Source organism: Tistrella mobilis, from assembly GCF_041468085.1.
GTDB classification, from domain to species: domain Bacteria; phylum Pseudomonadota; class Alphaproteobacteria; order Tistrellales; family Tistrellaceae; genus Tistrella; species Tistrella mobilis_A.
Genome location: NZ_CP121017.1, coordinates 1,117,251 through 1,133,466 on the forward strand (window position 1 = coordinate 1,117,251; position 16,216 = coordinate 1,133,466).

The 16,216-nt window shown below is 66.6% G+C and carries 9 protein-coding genes; 5 read left to right on the forward strand and 4 right to left on the reverse strand.

The features are described from left to right. Positions 1 to 241 precede the first annotated feature (241 nt). Entirely contained in the window at positions 242 to 1,381 is a 1,140-nt protein-coding gene (locus tag P7L68_RS10880) for a M20 aminoacylase family protein (RefSeq protein WP_372006818.1), read from the forward strand. Positions 1,382 to 1,383: 2 nt separating this feature from the next. Then, on the forward strand, positions 1,384 to 4,044 hold the full coding sequence (locus tag P7L68_RS10885; RefSeq protein WP_372005130.1) for an EAL domain-containing protein: 2,661 nt from the start codon (positions 1,384 to 1,386) through the stop codon (positions 4,042 to 4,044). A 9-nt stretch (positions 4,045 to 4,053) separates the two neighbouring features. On the opposite strand, the gene P7L68_RS10890 is transcribed toward P7L68_RS10885, so the two are convergent. From P7L68_RS10890 to P7L68_RS10900, 3 genes are all read right to left on the reverse strand, one after another. Then, positions 4,054 to 4,743, reverse strand: coding sequence for a hypothetical protein (locus tag P7L68_RS10890; protein WP_372005133.1), 690 nt, complete (start codon positions 4,741 to 4,743; stop codon positions 4,054 to 4,056). 299 nt (positions 4,744 to 5,042) lie between these two features. After that, the gene (locus tag P7L68_RS10895) at positions 5,043 to 6,446 is read right to left on the reverse strand and encodes an ABC1 kinase family protein (protein WP_372005135.1); all 1,404 of its coding nucleotides are present in this window, start codon (positions 6,444 to 6,446) and stop codon (positions 5,043 to 5,045) included. A 54-nt stretch (positions 6,447 to 6,500) separates the two neighbouring features. Continuing rightward, complete coding sequence (locus P7L68_RS10900; RefSeq protein WP_372005137.1) at positions 6,501 to 8,312, reverse strand: M3 family oligoendopeptidase; 1,812 nt, start codon at positions 8,310 to 8,312, stop codon at positions 6,501 to 6,503. A 264-nt stretch (positions 8,313 to 8,576) separates the two neighbouring features. Between P7L68_RS10900 and P7L68_RS10905 the strand changes: the two genes are divergently transcribed. Then, on the forward strand, positions 8,577 to 10,268 hold the full coding sequence (locus tag P7L68_RS10905) for a sigma-54-dependent transcriptional regulator (RefSeq protein ID WP_372005142.1): 1,692 nt from the start codon (positions 8,577 to 8,579) through the stop codon (positions 10,266 to 10,268). A gap of 67 nt (positions 10,269 to 10,335) precedes the next feature. Here the strand turns inward: P7L68_RS10905 and P7L68_RS10910 are convergent, their stop codons facing one another. Then, positions 10,336 to 11,445 (reverse strand): oxygenase MpaB family protein, encoded by a 1,110-nt coding sequence (locus tag P7L68_RS10910; protein WP_372005144.1) that lies wholly within the window; start codon positions 11,443 to 11,445, stop codon positions 10,336 to 10,338. Positions 11,446 to 11,520: 75 nt separating this feature from the next. Between P7L68_RS10910 and P7L68_RS10915 the strand changes: the two genes are divergently transcribed. Both P7L68_RS10915 and P7L68_RS10920 read left to right on the forward strand, forming a co-directional pair. Further along, positions 11,521 to 12,294 (forward strand): TetR/AcrR family transcriptional regulator C-terminal domain-containing protein, encoded by a 774-nt coding sequence (locus P7L68_RS10915; protein WP_372005146.1) that lies wholly within the window; start codon positions 11,521 to 11,523, stop codon positions 12,292 to 12,294. A gap of 340 nt (positions 12,295 to 12,634) precedes the next feature. Continuing rightward, entirely contained in the window at positions 12,635 to 16,147 is a 3,513-nt protein-coding gene (locus tag P7L68_RS10920; protein ID WP_372005149.1) for an indolepyruvate ferredoxin oxidoreductase family protein, read from the forward strand. Positions 16,148 to 16,216 lie beyond the last annotated feature (69 nt).

Genomic DNA, 16,216 nt, shown 5'->3' on the forward strand with positions numbered 1-16,216 from the left:
AAGAGTCACGACTAATCGGAATCAAATGATTAAAAATAATATACATAAGGTTGTAAAAATCATGACGGATCGCGGTAAAGAGCCGTTGTTCCGCATGGCGATTTGATGGAGCCTGGCCGATGCATCCTGCTATGCTGGCCCCGGCAAATCGTGGTGAACCGGAGGTTGCTTCATGTCCGCCCCCAAGCCGCAACCGGACCCGAAGGGGCCCGGTGGTCAGATCGCAGCCTGGCTGCATGAAATGGTGGCGCTCCGCCACGATCTGCATCGCCATCCGGAACTGGCGTTCGAGGAGCGACGGACGGCGGCGCTTGTCGCCCGATCGCTGGCAGACTGGGGCTGGACGGTTCATGAAGGTCTGGGCGGGACCGGCGTCGTCGGCACCCTGACCACCGGGCCGGGGCCGGTGATCGGCATCCGTGCCGATATGGACGCCCTGCCCATCACCGAAACCACCGGCCTGCCCCATGCCAGCATCCATGACGGCCGGATGCATGCCTGCGGCCATGACGGACATACCACCATCCTGCTGGCCGCGGCGCGTTGCCTGGCCGGGCGGCGGCAGTTCCGCGGCACCGTGCGGGTGATCTTCCAGCCGGCCGAGGAACATGGCGGCGGGGCGGCGGTGATGATCCGCGACGGGCTGTTCACCCGCTTTCCGGTCGACCGGATCTATGCCCTGCACAACATGCCGGGCCTGCCGGCCGGCGTTTTCGGCTTCCGGCCCGGTGCGCTGACGGCGGCCTCGGACGATTATGTGATCACGGTCCGCGGCCGTGGCGGTCACGGAGCCTATCCGGAACGCGCCGTCGACCCGATCGTGGCCGGGTCTGCCATCGTGCTGGCGCTGCAATCCGTGGTTGCGCGCAATGTGCCGCCCACCCGGCAGGCCGTGGTGACCGTGGGGGCCTTCCGCGCCGGCGAGGCCGCGAACGTCATCCCCGAAACGGCGGTGCTGAAGGCGAGCGTGCGGACCACCGACCCCGAGACCCGCAGCCTGATCGAGGCGCGGATCCGCGAACTGGTCGCGGGCCAGGCGGCCGCCTGGGGCGCCACGGCGACCGTTCAGGTGGACCGGGGTTATCCGGCGGTGATCAACGACGCCGGGGCGACGGCCTTCGCCCGGGCGGTGGCGGTGGACGCCTTCGGTGCCGGACGGGTGATCGACATCCCCGAGGCATCGATGGGCAGCGAGGATTTCGCCTATATGCTGGAGGGCGTTCCCGGCTGCTATCTGGTGGTGGGCAACGGCATCGAATCAGGACCGACCAGCTGCATGATCCACAACCCCGGCTATGACTTCAACGACGCCGTCCTGGGCGATGCCGCCGCCTTCTGGGTGGCATTGGCCGAAGCCTCGGCGCCGGCAGGTGCCGCCTGAACATGGACCCGGTCACGGCCCGCCATTGCCTGCGCCTTGCCCTGGCCTGGATGCTGCTGCTGGCATCCGCGCTGGCCGGGGGCGGCCCGCTGCGGACAGCCTCTGCCGCGGAGGCGCCGGTCGTGACGATCCGGGGCATCGAGGCCGGCCTGGATCTTGCGCCCTTCGCCCGTATCCTGCCCGATCCGGGCGGCCGGATGGATCTGGAGGCGGCGCGCCGGGCCACCGGCTGGCAGACCACGCCGAACCGGCTTCTGCGTTTCGGCTATGCGCCCGACATGGCCTGGTGGGCCCGTGTGACGCTGACCAATCCGTCGGCGCGGGCGGCACGGGTGGTGATCGATCTCGGCACGTCGCAACAGGATTATGTCGACTGGTACGTCACGGCGCCCGACGGGCAGGTCCTGCTGACCAATCAGACCGGTGACCGGCGATCCTTCGCAACCCGGCTTCTGCCCTATCGCGACCTCGTGCTGCCCTATCACCTGCCGTCGGATGCGACCGTCACGGTCTATCTGCGCCTGGGAACCCATGACGGCCTGTTCGCGAGCATGCCGTTCCGATTGTACGACTACACCGGGTTCTTTACGACGTCAGGACGTGAAAGCGCGCTGCTTTCCATGTTCCATGGCGGACTTGCCGCACTGGCCTTGTTCAATCTCCTGGTTTTTCTGGTCACCCACCAGGGCGCGGTGGGTCTCTACGTCCTGCATCTTCTGGCGGTGCTGACCGGCAGCGTCAGTTTCCGCGGCTTCGGTTTTCAGTATCTCTGGCCGGATCTTCCGGGCCTCAGCAATGCCATGACCGCGGGCTCGATCATCCTGGCCTTCGTCACCGGCAGCCTGTTCGTTGTCCGTTATGTCCGTCTGCACCGCCATGTATCGGTGGCCACCCGCCGTGTGGTCAGCCTGCTGATGATCGCGGCCCTGTCCGGCCTGGTGCCGCTGGCGTTCGGGCAGTATGCGCTGGCGGTGGGGTTCAGCCTGATCGGCCTCGGCCTGGTGGTGGTGGTCTACCTGCTGAATGTCCGTCTGCTGTTCAGGGGCGTGCGCGAAGCCCGGTTCACCGTGCCGGCCTTCTTCGCGCTGATCGTCGCCGTGGCCCTGCATTACCTGGAAATCAGCGAATTGCTGCCGCCCAGCGGCTTCCGGGTCTGGCCCCTGATCATCGGGTCGTCGATCGAGGTGATGCTGCTGGCCTTCGGCCTGGCGGATGCCATGAACCAGCAGCGGGAGCGGCGCTTCGCCGCCGAACGCCGGGAAGAGCTGGCCCGGCTGCACATGGCGGAGATCGAGCGTGAGGCCAGCCACAAGGCGCGTCATGACGAACTGACCGGCCTGCTGAACCGTCGGGCGGCTGAAGAATGGCTTGAGGCGGCGGTGGAGCGGGGCCAGCCGGTGGCCGTGCTGCATCTGGGCCTGAATGATTTCGGCGCGGTGAACGAGGCGGTGGGCCATACCGGCGGTGATGCCGTGCTGCGCCAGCTGGGCCGCCGGCTGGAAACGGCGATGGCGCCGGGGGAGATTGCGGCACGGCTGCTGGCCGATGAATTTCTGGTGCTGATGCCCGATACCGATCAGGCGCGGGCCGTGATCGCCGCCGATCGCATCCAGCGGCTGTTCGCGGTGCCCCAGCAGGTGAGCGGCACCGACATCTCGATCGCCTGCCGGGTGGGTATCGTCATCTTCCCGGTGGATGCGCGCACGGCCGAGGATCTGCTGCGTCGGGCGGCGATCGCCATGCAGGATGCCGCACGTCTGCCGCGGCGGATTCAGGTCTATCAGGCCGGGCGCGACGACGACCATCGCCGCCGGATCGCCCTGATCCGCGACCTGCGCCATGCGGCGGAGCACGGCGAATTCCGGCTGCTCTACCAGCCCAAGATCCGGATCGCGACCGGCACGCTGGTTGCAGCAGAGGCGCTGATCCGCTGGGAACACCCGACCTACGGCATGATCTCGCCGGCCGAATTCATCCCGCTTGCCGAACAGAGCGGCGCCACCCGGGGCATGACCCGCTGGGTGATCGGCGAGGCCGTGCACCGGATGCGCAGCTGGCGGGCGGCCGGGCTCGACATCGGGCTGTCGGTCAATATCTCGGCGCTCGATCTGGATGATCCGGATCTCATCGGCTTCGTCGGCCGCAGCCTGGAGGCGGCAGGCATCGAGGCCGGCCGGCTGACGCTGGAGGTGACCGAAAGCGCGATCATGACCAATCCGGAACGGTCACGCGCCATTCTGGAAGACCTTCGGGCGAGCGGCGTGATGATCTCGGTGGATGATTTCGGAACCGGCTATTCCTCGCTTGCCCATCTCAAACGGCTGCCGGTGCAGGAGCTGAAAATCGATCAGTCCTTCATCCGAGATCTGTCTGAGGCGAGTGAGGACGCCGTGATCGTGCGCTCCACCATCGGCATGAGCCACAATCTGGGGCTGACGGTCGTGGCCGAGGGGGTGGAGAGCGTCGAGACCCTGGCGCTGCTGGGCAGCTGGGGCTGCGATGTCGCCCAGGGCTACGCCATCGCCCGGCCGCTTGCCGCCGCCGATTTTGAACGGTGGGTGGCAGAGCGCGGGGGAGCCGGGGTGAGCGGAGAAACCGGAGCGAGCGGAGAAGCTGGGGCGACGGACGCGTCGGGAGATGATGCGACGTCCGAGGCCGACTGACCGATCAGCTCAGTTGGCGGCCTCTTGCGTGCGGCGACGCGCCCCGATCGCGGTGGCCGCCCGACGCAGTCTGACTGCCCACATGGCGATCATCGGCAGGGTGACGGCAACCGGCACCACCCAATGGGCACCTTCGGCAACGATGTCCGCCCCCAACCCTGCAAGGGGCCGGTGCAGCACAAGGGTGAGCGTGGTGGTTGCGGCCAGCGCGGTGAGCATGCGCACCATGTGCCGGCCGATCCGCACGCGGCCCGGTTCTTCCAGAACATCCTGAACCGCCAGGAAGGCGCCGACCAGGCCCAGAACCGGCAGGGCGACGCTGGCTGCAACCGGCATCACTGCCGCCAGCGCCGGGTCCACCGCGCGGCCGATCATGCCGGTCAGCCCGGCCATGACGGTCAGCAGGCCGGTGCCGATCACCACACCCGACATCATCCGATCGGCCGTGGACGGCTCGGCGGTCTGACGGGTGGTGGCCCGCCAGCCAGCGATCAGGGTGTAGGTTGCAAGCAGGGTAACGATCAGCAGCAGCACCGAGGGTTGCACGATCGCAAGGCCCAGCCCGGCCAGGATCGAGATGCCCATGAGCACGCTGAAAATCCGGCTCATCGGCCGGATGCGCGCATCCTCATGCGGCAGAAGCGCAAGCCTGAGGGCCGCGAGCACCGCGGCCGACGCCGCAGCGGTCTGCGTGGCCAATAGCCCGTCCACAACCATGGTTTGCCCCTCCCGATGTCACGCTTTTGCCCCGCCGTCCTGAAGGGTCATATGGGCCCCCCGGAACACGGAGCAAGCGTAAACCATCTGTTAACCATGATTTTTATATCAAGGATTTTGACGGCATTTTATGTAGCGGAGGCAACCATCTGATTTCCTGCGGGATTCCGGATAATGTCACGGCTGGCCGTGCCATACGGCCCGTCTGCCCTGAAAATGACATGCGGTGGCCGGCTCCACGGCCGCCTTTGCGGAACCGGCCAATGATCAGGCACCCATCGTCAATCGATCGGGCGGTCCAGATCCACCGCCGCCAATGCCGCATCCTGGCGGCGGGTCAGGGCGTCGACATCGAAGTCGTCGATCAGATCGCGGAACATCCGATGCCAGTTGATTTCGGCCTTCAGGTGCAGGAAGACCGAACCCAGGCCGATCGCCGCGCGGTCCATCAGCACGAATTCGCGGGGCGGGGTAACCCCGCCCAGCCGCTTCAGCTCGGCATGGACCTTTTCGGCAACCGCGCGCCCGTACTGGCCGCTGCTTTCCTCCTGGATCCGCTGCACCCGATCCTCCAGCAGCGGGCGGTACAGGAAGCCTGCCCAGGTGTTCAGCACCTCAAGCAGCGTCTTGTCGATCTTCTGGAAACCCCAGGCGCGATAGGCTTCCACCGCCAGCTCGTCATCCTTGCGGTCGAGCGCGTGATAGAGGTCGATCACCCCTTTCACGAAGCCCGGCCGGAACACGCGTATGCAACCGAAATCGAGCAGGTTGATGCCGTGATCCCCGGGGCGGACGGCGTAATTGCCCAGATGCGGGTCGCCATGGATCACGCCGTACTCGTAGAAGGGCACATACCAGGCCCGGAACATGTTCATGGCGATCCGGTCCCGCACCGTCTGATCTGCATCGCGGAACGACATCAGCCGCGCGCCCTCAAGCCAGGTCATGGTCAGCAGCCGCTTCGTCGACAGTTCGGGCAGCCACTCCGGCACATGAACGTCGGGCTCGTTCTTCAGCATATGGTCGTAGAGCCGCATCTGCCGGCCTTCGCGGCCGTAATCCAGCTCTTCCCTGAGCCGCGCCGACAGTTCGGCATGAATCTCGTCGGGATTGATCGCGCGGTCATAGCGGCGGTAGATGCCGAAGATCAGCTTCAGCTGGCGCAGATCCGCCTCCACCGCCGAGGCCATGTCGGGATATTGCAGCTTGCAGGCCAGCGCCCGGCCGTCATGGGTGGTGGCCTTGTGGACCTGTCCCAGAGAGGCGGCGGCCACGGCCTCGCGCTCGAAACTGCCGAACCGGCTGCGCCAGTCGGGCCCGAGTTCGGTCGCCATGCGCCGTTTGACGAACAGCCAGCCCATCGAGGGGGCATCGGCCTGAAGCTGGGCCAGTTCTTCGGCATATTCGCGCGGGAGCGCGTCGGGGATGGTGGACAGGATCTGGGCCGCCTTCATCAGCGGGCCCTTGAGCCCGCCCAGGGCTGCGCGCAGATCCTCGGCATGGCGGCCGCGATCCAGCGGCAGGCCGAACAGGCGCTCGCCCGCCAGCCGGGCGGCCAGGCCGCCGACGCCGGTGCCGACCCGGGCATAGCGCCGGATCCGGCCGCCAAGGCGGTCGTCTTCGTCGGACGTGGCCGCCGCCCCGGTCGGGGCGGCGGTGTCGTCATGAGAGGTGGGCGAGGTCATGGGGGAGGAGGCTCCTTCCGGGCGGGCGGCGCCGGAGGCCCGGCGGCCGGGCCCTCAGAGACCCGCCGCCGCGACTTCCGCTTCCAGACGATCGATATAGCCCTCGATCAGCTGAAGGCCACGGCTCCAGAACGCCGGATCGCCGGCATTCAGACCGAAGGGCGCCAGCAGTTCGCGATGATCCTTGGCCCCGCCGGTGGCGAGCAGGGTGCGATATTTGGCGACGAAATCCGGATCGCCCTGTTCGTGCACGGCATAGAGCGCATGAACCAGGCATTCACCGAAGGCATAGGCATAGACATAGAAGGGGGTGTGGAAGAAATGGGGGATATAGGCCCACCAGTTCCGGTAGTCTTCGGTGAAATCAAAAGCCGGTCCCAGGCTTTCGGTCTGGACCTCGAACCACATCCGGCCCAGATCTTCGGGGGTAAGCTCGCCCGAGCGGCGTGCGTCGTGGACCTTCATCTCGAAGCTGGCGAAGGCCACCTGGCGCACCACGGTGTTGATGATGTCCTCGATCTTCGAGGCCAGCATCAGCCGGCGGCGGGTCGGGTCGGTCTCGGCATCCAGCAGGGCGCGGAAGGTCAGCATTTCGCCGAAGACCGAGGCGGTCTCGGCCAGGGTCAGCGGGGTTTCCGACAGGAACAGGCCCTGATGTGCCGCCAGCGTCTGGTGCACGCCGTGGCCCAACTCGTGGGCCAGCGTCATCACGTCGCGCGCCTTGCCCTGATAGTTCATCAGTACGTAAGGATGGGCACCGGGAACCGTCGGATGCGAGAAGGCGCCGCCGGCCTTGCCATGGGCGACCGGGGCATCGATCCAGTTCTCGGTGAAGAACCGGCCGGCGATCTCGGCCATTTCGGGCATGAAGCGGCCGAAGGCGTCGAGCACGATCTCACGCGCCCGGTCCCAGTGGATCGCAGCATCGGCATCCTGGGGATAGGCGGCGTTGCGATCCCAGTAGTTCAGCTTCTCCATGCCGAGCAGCCGGGCCTTCAGCGCATAATACCGGTGCGAGATCCGCGGATAGGCCTCGCGCACCGCCTTGATCAGCGCGTCCACCACCTCGTCTTCGACCTGATTGGACAGGTTGCGCGACGAAATCGGCCGGGCGAAGCCGCGCCAGCGATCCTCGGTCTCCTTGTCCTTGACCACGGTGTTGTAGATGAGCGTCAGCATCGGGATGCGCTGGCTCAGGCCGTCCGAGAAGGCGGCCGCGGCCTTGCGCCGACGCTCGGGGTCGCGGTCGCCCAGGCGCGAGAGCACGGCATCCGAGGTCAGCTCTTCGCCGTCGATGGTGAAGCGGGCGGACGCCCAGCTCTCGTCGAACAGCCGCACCCAGGCGGACCGGCCCGAGACCGACTTCTCCAGCACGAATTTCTCCAGCCGGTCCTCCAGCTGGTGGGGGCGGAAGGCGCGTTGCCGCTCGATCCAGGGCCGGTAGCGGGCAAGCCGCGGCTCGGCCTCGTAGGCGGCGGCAAGTGCCGCATCGTCCAGCCGGTTGAACTCCAGCACGAAGAACAGCAGCCGGCTCGAAATCTCGGTCAGCTGTTCCGACACCGTCTGATAGCGGCGGCCGGCCTCGGCCTGGTCCAGGCGGGTGACGTGCATCAAGCCGATATAGGACCCGATCCGCCCCATCGCCTCTTCGATGCGCTCGTAAGTCTCGACCGCATCGGCCAGGGCCGCGGGGACAAGCTCCGCCAGCCGGCCTTCATGGGCCGTGGCGAAGGCCTCCGCATCGGCACGCGCCTTCGCGACATCGGCATCGATCGCCGGATCGTCCGGGGCCGCGTAGAGATCGTCGAGGCGCCAGCGGGGCAGATCACCGATCTCGGGGCGAAGGGGCTCGTGGCCGTCGGGCATGGGAAGGCTGCTCCTCAAGGAACCGTATCGTTGTGGTGGACACAATATAGGCCGCAGGTCGCGACCCACCAACCCGAACGAACATGCGTCATTGATTTCAATGAAGCGTCACTGGTCAACCCTTACCGTCAAGCCATCGCGCGGTTGGCGTTGGCCAACTTGGTAAATGGACGTGATACGCTTATCTGATTAAATATGCAGTCCTCAGCGGTCGGCCGGCTCTCCGTCCCTCCGTCCACGGTATCGGAACGGCGCATCCATCATATGACACCCACCATCCTGATCGTCGATGACGACCCCGCCCAGCGCCGGCTGCTGGAGGCGACGATCGGCCGTTTCGGCTATCGGCCGCGGCCGGTGGGCAGCGGCGAGGAAGCGGTGCGTCTGCTGATGCCGGGGCGTGAGCGGGTCGATGCCGTCCTTCTCGACCTCACCATGCCGGGGCTGTCCGGCATCGACGTGCTGAACCAGGTGCGCCCCATCCGGCCGCATCTGCCGATCCTGGTCTTCACCGCCCATGGCGGTATCGATGTGGCGGTGCAGGCGATGCGGGCCGGGGCGACGGATTTCATGGTCAAGCCGGTCTCGGCCGACCGGCTGCAGATCGCGATCCGCCAGGCGCTGCGCCCGGGCGTGGCCGATGATCTGGACGGGGTGGCGCCGCGGCGCGGCCGGCCGATGCCGGTGACCGATATCCTGGGCGACAGCCGGGCGATCCGCGCCGTGCTGGGCCTGGTGGCGCGGGCGGCCAATTCCACCATCCCGATCCTGATCGAGGGCGAAAGTGGTGTCGGCAAAGAGCTGATCGCACGCGCCATCCATGCCCGCAGCGATCGTACCCACGGTCCGCTGGTGACCGTGAACTGCGGTGCGATCCCCGAGAACCTGGTCGAGACCATCCTGTTCGGCCACGAGAAGGGTGCCTTCACCGGGGCGAGCGAACGCCATATCGGCAAGTTCCAGGAAGCCTCCGGCGGCACCCTGTTCCTGGACGAGATCGGCGAGCTGCGGCCGGATCTGCAGGTCAAGCTGCTGCGTGCCCTTCAGGCGGGCGAAATCGATCCCGTGGGCTCAAAGCAGCCGGTGCCGATCGATATCCGGCTGATTTCGGCCACCAACCGTAATCTGTGGGATCTGGTCCAGACCGGCCAGTTCCGCGACGATCTCTATTACCGCCTCAACGTCTTTCCGATCTATGTGCCGCCGCTGCGCGACCGGCGCGACGATATCCTGGTGCTGGCCCGCCATTTCATCCAGCGCTTCGAGGCGGCCGAGGGCAAGCGCATCCGTGGCCTGACCGAGGCGGCCGAGCGGCTGCTGACCACCTATCACTGGCCGGGCAATGTCCGCCAACTGGAGAACGCGATCTTCCGGGCCGTCGTGCTGTCGGATGGCGACATCCTGGATGTGGAGCATTTCCCCCAGGTCCAGCAGGCGGCCTATCGCGCCAACGGCTTCGGCGATACCGCACTGCCCGGCGATTACGGCGCCGGTCCGCCAGTCTATGCCGCGCCCGGCGGCCAGGCGCCGCTGGCACCGACGCCGGGCGGGCTCGCCTATCCGCAGGCGGTGGGCCAGATGCCGGGTACTCCGATGCCGGGGACTCAGATGGCGGGGGGGCGCCCGATGCTGGTCACGGCCGGCGGCGGCCAGCCGGCCCCGATGATGCCCCAGGGCTTCGCTCAGGCGCCCATGCCTGCGCCGATGCCGCCGGCGCCTCAGGGCCAGCTGACGGCAACCGGCCTGCGCCCGCGCGACGACGAGGCCGAGGCGCCGATCCGCGCCTTCGACGAGGCGGGCCATATCCGGCCGCTGGAAGAGATCGAAGCCGACATCATCCGCATGGCGCTGCGCCAGTATCGCGGGCGGGTGAGCGAGATGGCCCGCCGCCTGGGCATCGGCCGGTCCACCCTCTATCGCAAGCTGCGCGATCTGGGCCTCGACGGCACCGATTGACCCGGGGCAAAAAAATGCGGGCGAGCATGAGCCCGCCCGCCGTGCCGGTATTCGGCCTTTCCCGTCCTCAGGCGTAGCGCGCCTGACGGCGGGCGTTCTTCTGTCCCCGTTTTGCATCCGCATGCAGCCTGCGTGCCGATTTCACCAGCTCGACCGCATCCGGCCCCCACATCATCCTCAGGAAATAGCGTTCGATCGGGCCGCGCTGGAGGAGCCAGATCAACGGCATCATCGCCAATCGTGCCGCCAGGATCATTTTTTCCCGGCCCGGCGTCACACCGCTGTTTCGGCGTGTCTTCGATGAGACGGCACTCATGGCAATGAGTTTGAACAGACCTTCCTGGAAGAACAGCTGCCGTTTGACCTTGCGCTGTGATGGGTGGTAGTTCTTTTGAATCGACGATTTCCACAGGTCATGGAAGTCATCTCCCGTTTCCGGAATGATGCTGAGCGTCTTTGTCACGCCGAAGAGATGGTCGTATTTTCTGTAGAGCGCTTTCAGATCTGCCATTGAGGCAGGGAGTTCCGATTCGTCATGCGGGAACAGGCGGCAGTAGTCGCTGACCTCGCGGATGTATTGATCCCGTTCCTCGGGTGAGAGGCGCCGTGGGAGCCGGAGGCCCCGGAAGCCGAGGCGTTCATAAGCCCAGAGCATCGAATGCATCTCGGTCAACGCGGCCCACATCGACTCGCGCGGCGAATTGGCCCGATACCCACCGATCTCGGGCGCGCCGACATCGATGACATCACCGGCGACTTTCTCGTGGACCCGTATCAGGTGCTGAGAGACGCGTCGGGCCGTGTCCAGGTCGCCCAGCCACATCGGCGCATGAATGCCCGAGTTGCGCTGGGCGCGGTCGAAGACGTCGAACATCGTCAGCTCACCCCGGTGCGCCTTGCGGGAGATGGGATCCCAGTCCCGAACCCCGGCCACAACCGGCTTGTAGGTGAGCTGCAGGATGAACTGTGCCGGCGACTGAAAGACGATGACCGCCGGATGCAGAAGAACATCCCAGGCGACTGAGCCCGGGCCGAACACGCCGCGGTTCCCGACGTCTCCGGGGCGGGCGACCTTCGGCTGACCATGGCGTCGCCAACGGGTCGCCTTTCCAAGCAGGCGCTCTCTGGTGACGATGACGTTCGGCCGGCGTTCTTCGGTTTCTGATTGTACGCTCATGGGCTTGGCCTCCCTAATTCCCTCTCGGGAATAAACAATATTCCCGAGAGGGAATACGAGTCAAGGCGCGCGGGCGTGCTGCATCGGCGCCGGGGGCGTGATAAGGAAGACCCTCGCCTGACCATCAAAGCCGGGCAGACAGTGAGCGGGGATGACATGGCATTGCGGCGAACCCGCCGGCCGGGAAAGCGGGCCGGCCTGGACCTTCGGCAGATCGTTCAGACCGCACGACAGTTCGATATCGCGGACCTGTCCATACAGTCGCTGGCGGATCGCCTCAACGTCGATCGCAAGGCGCTGCACTATCATGTGAAGGACAGGCAATCCCTTTTCGAACTCGTCGCTCTGGACAGGTTTGCGGAACGTCTGAAGGGAGAAGGTGTTGCGGCGGCCGAAGACTGGCGCGAGGCGTGCCGGGTCTATGCCAGAGAGTTCGTGGACAGTGTCACCTCGCTGGGTGATCTGTCCGAGCACCTGTGGTTCAACGAAGCGGTGACCGCCTGGGCGCTCGAACCGGCCGAGGCACTTTTCGCACAGTTGAACGCGGCCGGATTCCCGGACGAAGACGCCGTTCGGATGGTGACCATGCTCGCCACCCTCTGTCTCGGCCATGCGCGCGACATCGTCCAGGCGGGCCGGGAGACGGAACGGCCCCGTCCCCGTTCACTTCGCGCGGCTCTGTCCGAGGTCGGACAGCCCGGATTTCCCCATCTGGAGCGGATCGCCGGTCTGGGGGTCGATACCTACGGCGCGGCGCAGCTGGCCTTCGGCGTCGAGGTTTTTCTTGAGGGGGCCGAAGCGGTTCTCAAGCGTGGCCAGGCTCCGGTCCCCCGACCTGCCGGCATGTGATCGAAGGGCAGGCTGCGCGTTGAGCCGACGAGGCGCCGCGCGATAATTTTCTGCATATTTTCAAGAGATATCAGAGGTTTCCTTTCGGGAAACGCTCGGAAACCCGCGCCGTCTTCCCCTGGGACAAGGATATTGCGACATGGCCCGCATCCATCGTATAACCGGGAAAATAGGTCACTAATACTGACCTAATTTGATCTGCCGGCAAGCTGGCCGGCCAGGATCGACAAGACGAGCCCGGCCCGGCGCCTCGATGCCCCACGCATCGATTGCGGTGAAGGCGGGGCCATGACCCGGGAACCCGCCCGCGGCGGGGACGATGTCGTGTGGAGACGCCAAGATGACGCTGCCCGAATTGTCGCTGGACGATAAGTACACCGTCGAACGGGGACGGATCTTTCTGACCGGCACCCAGGCCCTGGTCCGGCTGCCGCTGATGCAGCGCCAGCGCGATCTGGCGGCGGGGCTGAACACTGCCGGTTTCATCTCGGGCTATCGCGGCTCGCCGCTGGGTGCGCTCGACCAGCAGCTCTGGAAGGCGCGCAAGCATCTGGAGGCGCATCACGTCGTCTTCCGGCCGGGGGTGAACGAGGATCTGGCGATGACCTCGGTCTGGGGCAGCCAGCAGGCCAATATGGACAACCTGACCCGGCCGGAACATGCGGCGCTGGCGAAATACGACGGCGTCTTCGGCATGTGGTACGGCAAGGGACCGGGCGTGGACCGTTCCGGCGACGTGATGAAGCACGGCAACATGGCCGGCTCGTCGCGCCATGGCGGGGTGCTGCTGCTGGCCGGCGACGACCATGGCGCCAAATCGTCCACCCTGCCGCACCAGGCCGAATACACCTTCATGGACTGCCTGATCCCGATCCTGAACCCGTCGGGTGTGCAGGAAATTCTGGATTACGGCCTGATCGGCTGGGCGTTGTCGCGCTTCTCGGGCGCATGGGTCGGCATGAAGACCATCGCCGATACGGTCGACAGCTCGGGCTCCATCAATGTCGATGCCGGCCGGGTCCGCATTCTGCTGCCGGAGTTCGAGTTTCCGGCCGATGGCGTGCATATCCGCTGGCCCGATGCGCCGATGGATCAGGAATACCGCCACCATCGCTACCGGCTGGCCGCAGTCGCGGCCTTCGCCCGCGCCAACCGGCTGGACCGGGTGGTGATGGACGCGCCCCGCGCCCGCATCGGCATCGTCACCGCCGGCAAGAGCCATCTGGACGTCTGCCAGGCCCTGGACGAGCTGGGCATCGACGAGGCCCTGGCGGCCCGGATCGGCATCCGGCTCTACAAGGTCGCCATGCCCTGGCCGCTGGAACCGGAAGGCATCCGCCGCTTCGCCGAGGGGCTGGAAGAGGTGCTGGTCGTCGAAGAGAAGCGCGCCGTCGTCGAGCCTCAGCTCAAGGAGCATCTTTACGGCTGGCGCGCCGATGTCCGCCCCCTGGTGGTCGGCAAGTTCGACGAGGCCGGCAACTGGATCCTGCCCTCGGCGGGTGAGCTGCGCCCCAGCCGGATCGCCCAGGTCCTGGCCGACCGTCTGACCCGCTTCCTGCCCGACGAACCTGGCCTGGCCGAACGCATCCGTGCGCGGGTGACGCATCTGCGCCAGCTGGAGGATGCCTCGTCGGGCAAGGCCGCGATCGAGCGCAAGCCTACCTTCTGCTCCGGCTGCCCGCACAACACCTCGACCGTGGTGCCCGAGGGCAGCCGGGCGTTGGGCGGCATCGGCTGCCACTACATGGCGACCTGGGTGATGCCGCGTACCGAGACCTTCAGCCAGATGGGGGCCGAAGGAGCATCCTGGATCGGTCAGGCGCCGTTCACGACCGAAACCCATGTCTTCCAGAATCTGGGCGACGGCACCTATTTCCATTCGGGATCCCTGGCGATCCGCGCCGCGATCGCGGCCAAGGTCAACATCACCTACAAGATCCTGTTCAATGATGCGGTCGCGATGACCGGTGGCCAGCCGATCGATGGTTCGCTGACCGTGCAGCAGATCGCCCATGAACTGCTTCAGGAAGGTGTGCGCCGCCTGGTGGTGGTGACCGACGACACCATGGCTTACGAGGGTGGGGCCGGTCTGCCACAGGGCGTCACCGTTCATGACCGCAGCGAACTCGACGCCGTGCAGCGCATGCTGCGCGAGGTGGAGGGCTGCACGGTGATCATCTATCAGCAGACCTGCGCCACCGAAAAGCGCCGCCGCCGCAAGCGCGGCACCCTGGCCGATCCCGACCGGCGGGTGGTGATCAACGATCTGGTCTGCGAAGGCTGCGGCGACTGCTCGGCCAAGAGCAACTGCGTGTCGGTGCAGCCGCTGGAGACGGAGTTCGGCCGCAAGCGGCAGATCGACCAGTCGAACTGCAACAAGGATCTGTCGTGCCTGCAGGGCTTCTGCCCCAGCTTCGTGACCGTTTCGGGCGCGAAGATCCGCAAGCCCACGCCCAAGGCCGCCGATGCCACCCCCTTCGAGGTGCTGCCCGATCCGGAGCTGCCGGAGGTGGGCAGGCAGCCCTATGGCATCCTGGTCGCCGGCGTCGGCGGCACGGGCGTCGTGACCATCGGTGCGCTGATCGGCGTTGCCGCCCATCTGGAGGGCAAGGGCGTCGGCGTGCTGGACATGACCGGCATGGCCCAGAAGGGCGGGGCGGTCTTCACCCATCTGCGCATTGCGCAAAGCCCTGAAGACATCAAGTCGATCCGCATCACCACCGGCGGTGCCGATCTGATGCTGGCCGCCGATCTGGTGGTGGGCGCGCGCCCCGATGCGCTGGGGCTGCTGGACCCCGGGCGCAGCAGGGCCGTGATCAACGACCAGGAGCTGATGACGGCGGCGTTCATCAAGGACCCGGATCTGGCCTTCCCCGGCCAGGATCTGCGCGCGGCCTATCGCCGGGCCGCCGGCCCTGCCGGTGTCGATTTCATCGAGGCCGGGCCGATCGCGACGGCCCTGCTTGGCGACAGCATCGCCACCAACCTGTTCCTGCTGGGCTATGCCTGGCAGCGCGGGCTGGTGCCCCTGGCCGAGGCCAGCATCCGGAAGGCGATCGAACTGAACGGTATCGCGGTGAAGCTCAACCTCGACGCTTTCCTCTGGGGGCGGCGTGCGGCGCATGACATTCGTCGGGTGCGCGAGCTGGTCGCCCGCAGCCGGCCGGTTGCCGAAAGCGCGCGGCTGTCGGAGACGATCGACGAGGTGATCGCCCGGCGGGCCGGTTTCCTGACCGACTATCAGGACGCAGACTATGCCGGCGCCTATAGCCAACTGGTGGAGCGGGTGCGCCGGCGCGAGATGCGGGTGATGCCCCGCAGCACCGCGCTGACCGATGCGGTGGCGCGGTCGCTGTTCAAGCTGATGGCCTATAAGGACGAGTACGAGGTGGCGCGGCTTTATACCGACGGCGCCTTCCGCGAGAAGCTGGAGCGGCAGTTCGAGGGCGATGTCAGGCTGACCTTCCATCTGGCCCCGCCGCTTTTTGCCCGGCGCGACAAGACCACGGGCCGGCCGCGCAAATCGAGCTATGGCCCCTGGGTGATGGGGGCTTTCCGTCTGCTCGCGCGGATGAAGCGACTGCGGGGCACCGTCTTCGATCCCTTCGGCCATACGGCCGAACGCAGGACCGAGCGGCGGCTGATCGCCGATTACCGGGCCACGGTGGAACGGCTGGTCGCGGGGCTGACGCCGGAAAACCATGGTCGAGCGGTGGAGATCGCGAAGCTGCCGATGGACATTCGCGGCTTCGGTCACGTGAAGGACGAGAACCTGAGGCGGGTTCGCCTGAAGGAACGGCGTCTGATGGCCGCCTGGGACAGGCCGGACGGAATGGTTCAGGCGGCCGAGTGACGGGCCGGACCGGCAGAAGCCGGCCCCTGGCAGGCGTCGGCCCCGGATGCATGCCGGCGCCGGATATGC

Excerpts from the sequence above, each read along its gene's own strand:
- P7L68_RS10880 (WP_372006818.1), top strand. The coding sequence starts at position 242 with ATGGTGGCGCTCCGCCACGATCTGCATCGCCATCCGGAACTGGCGTTC.
- P7L68_RS10885 (WP_372005130.1), top strand. The coding sequence starts at position 1,384 with ATGGACCCGGTCACGGCCCGCCATTGCCTGCGCCTTGCCCTGGCCTGG.
- P7L68_RS10895 (WP_372005135.1), bottom strand. The coding sequence starts at position 6,446 with ATGACCTCGCCCACCTCTCATGACGACACCGCCGCCCCGACCGGGGCG.
- P7L68_RS10900 (WP_372005137.1), bottom strand. The coding sequence starts at position 8,312 with ATGCCCGACGGCCACGAGCCCCTTCGCCCCGAGATCGGTGATCTGCCC.
- P7L68_RS10905 (WP_372005142.1), top strand. The coding sequence starts at position 8,577 with ATGACACCCACCATCCTGATCGTCGATGACGACCCCGCCCAGCGCCGG.
- P7L68_RS10910 (WP_372005144.1), bottom strand. The coding sequence starts at position 11,445 with ATGAGCGTACAATCAGAAACCGAAGAACGCCGGCCGAACGTCATCGTC.
- P7L68_RS10920 (WP_372005149.1), top strand. The coding sequence starts at position 12,635 with ATGACGCTGCCCGAATTGTCGCTGGACGATAAGTACACCGTCGAACGG.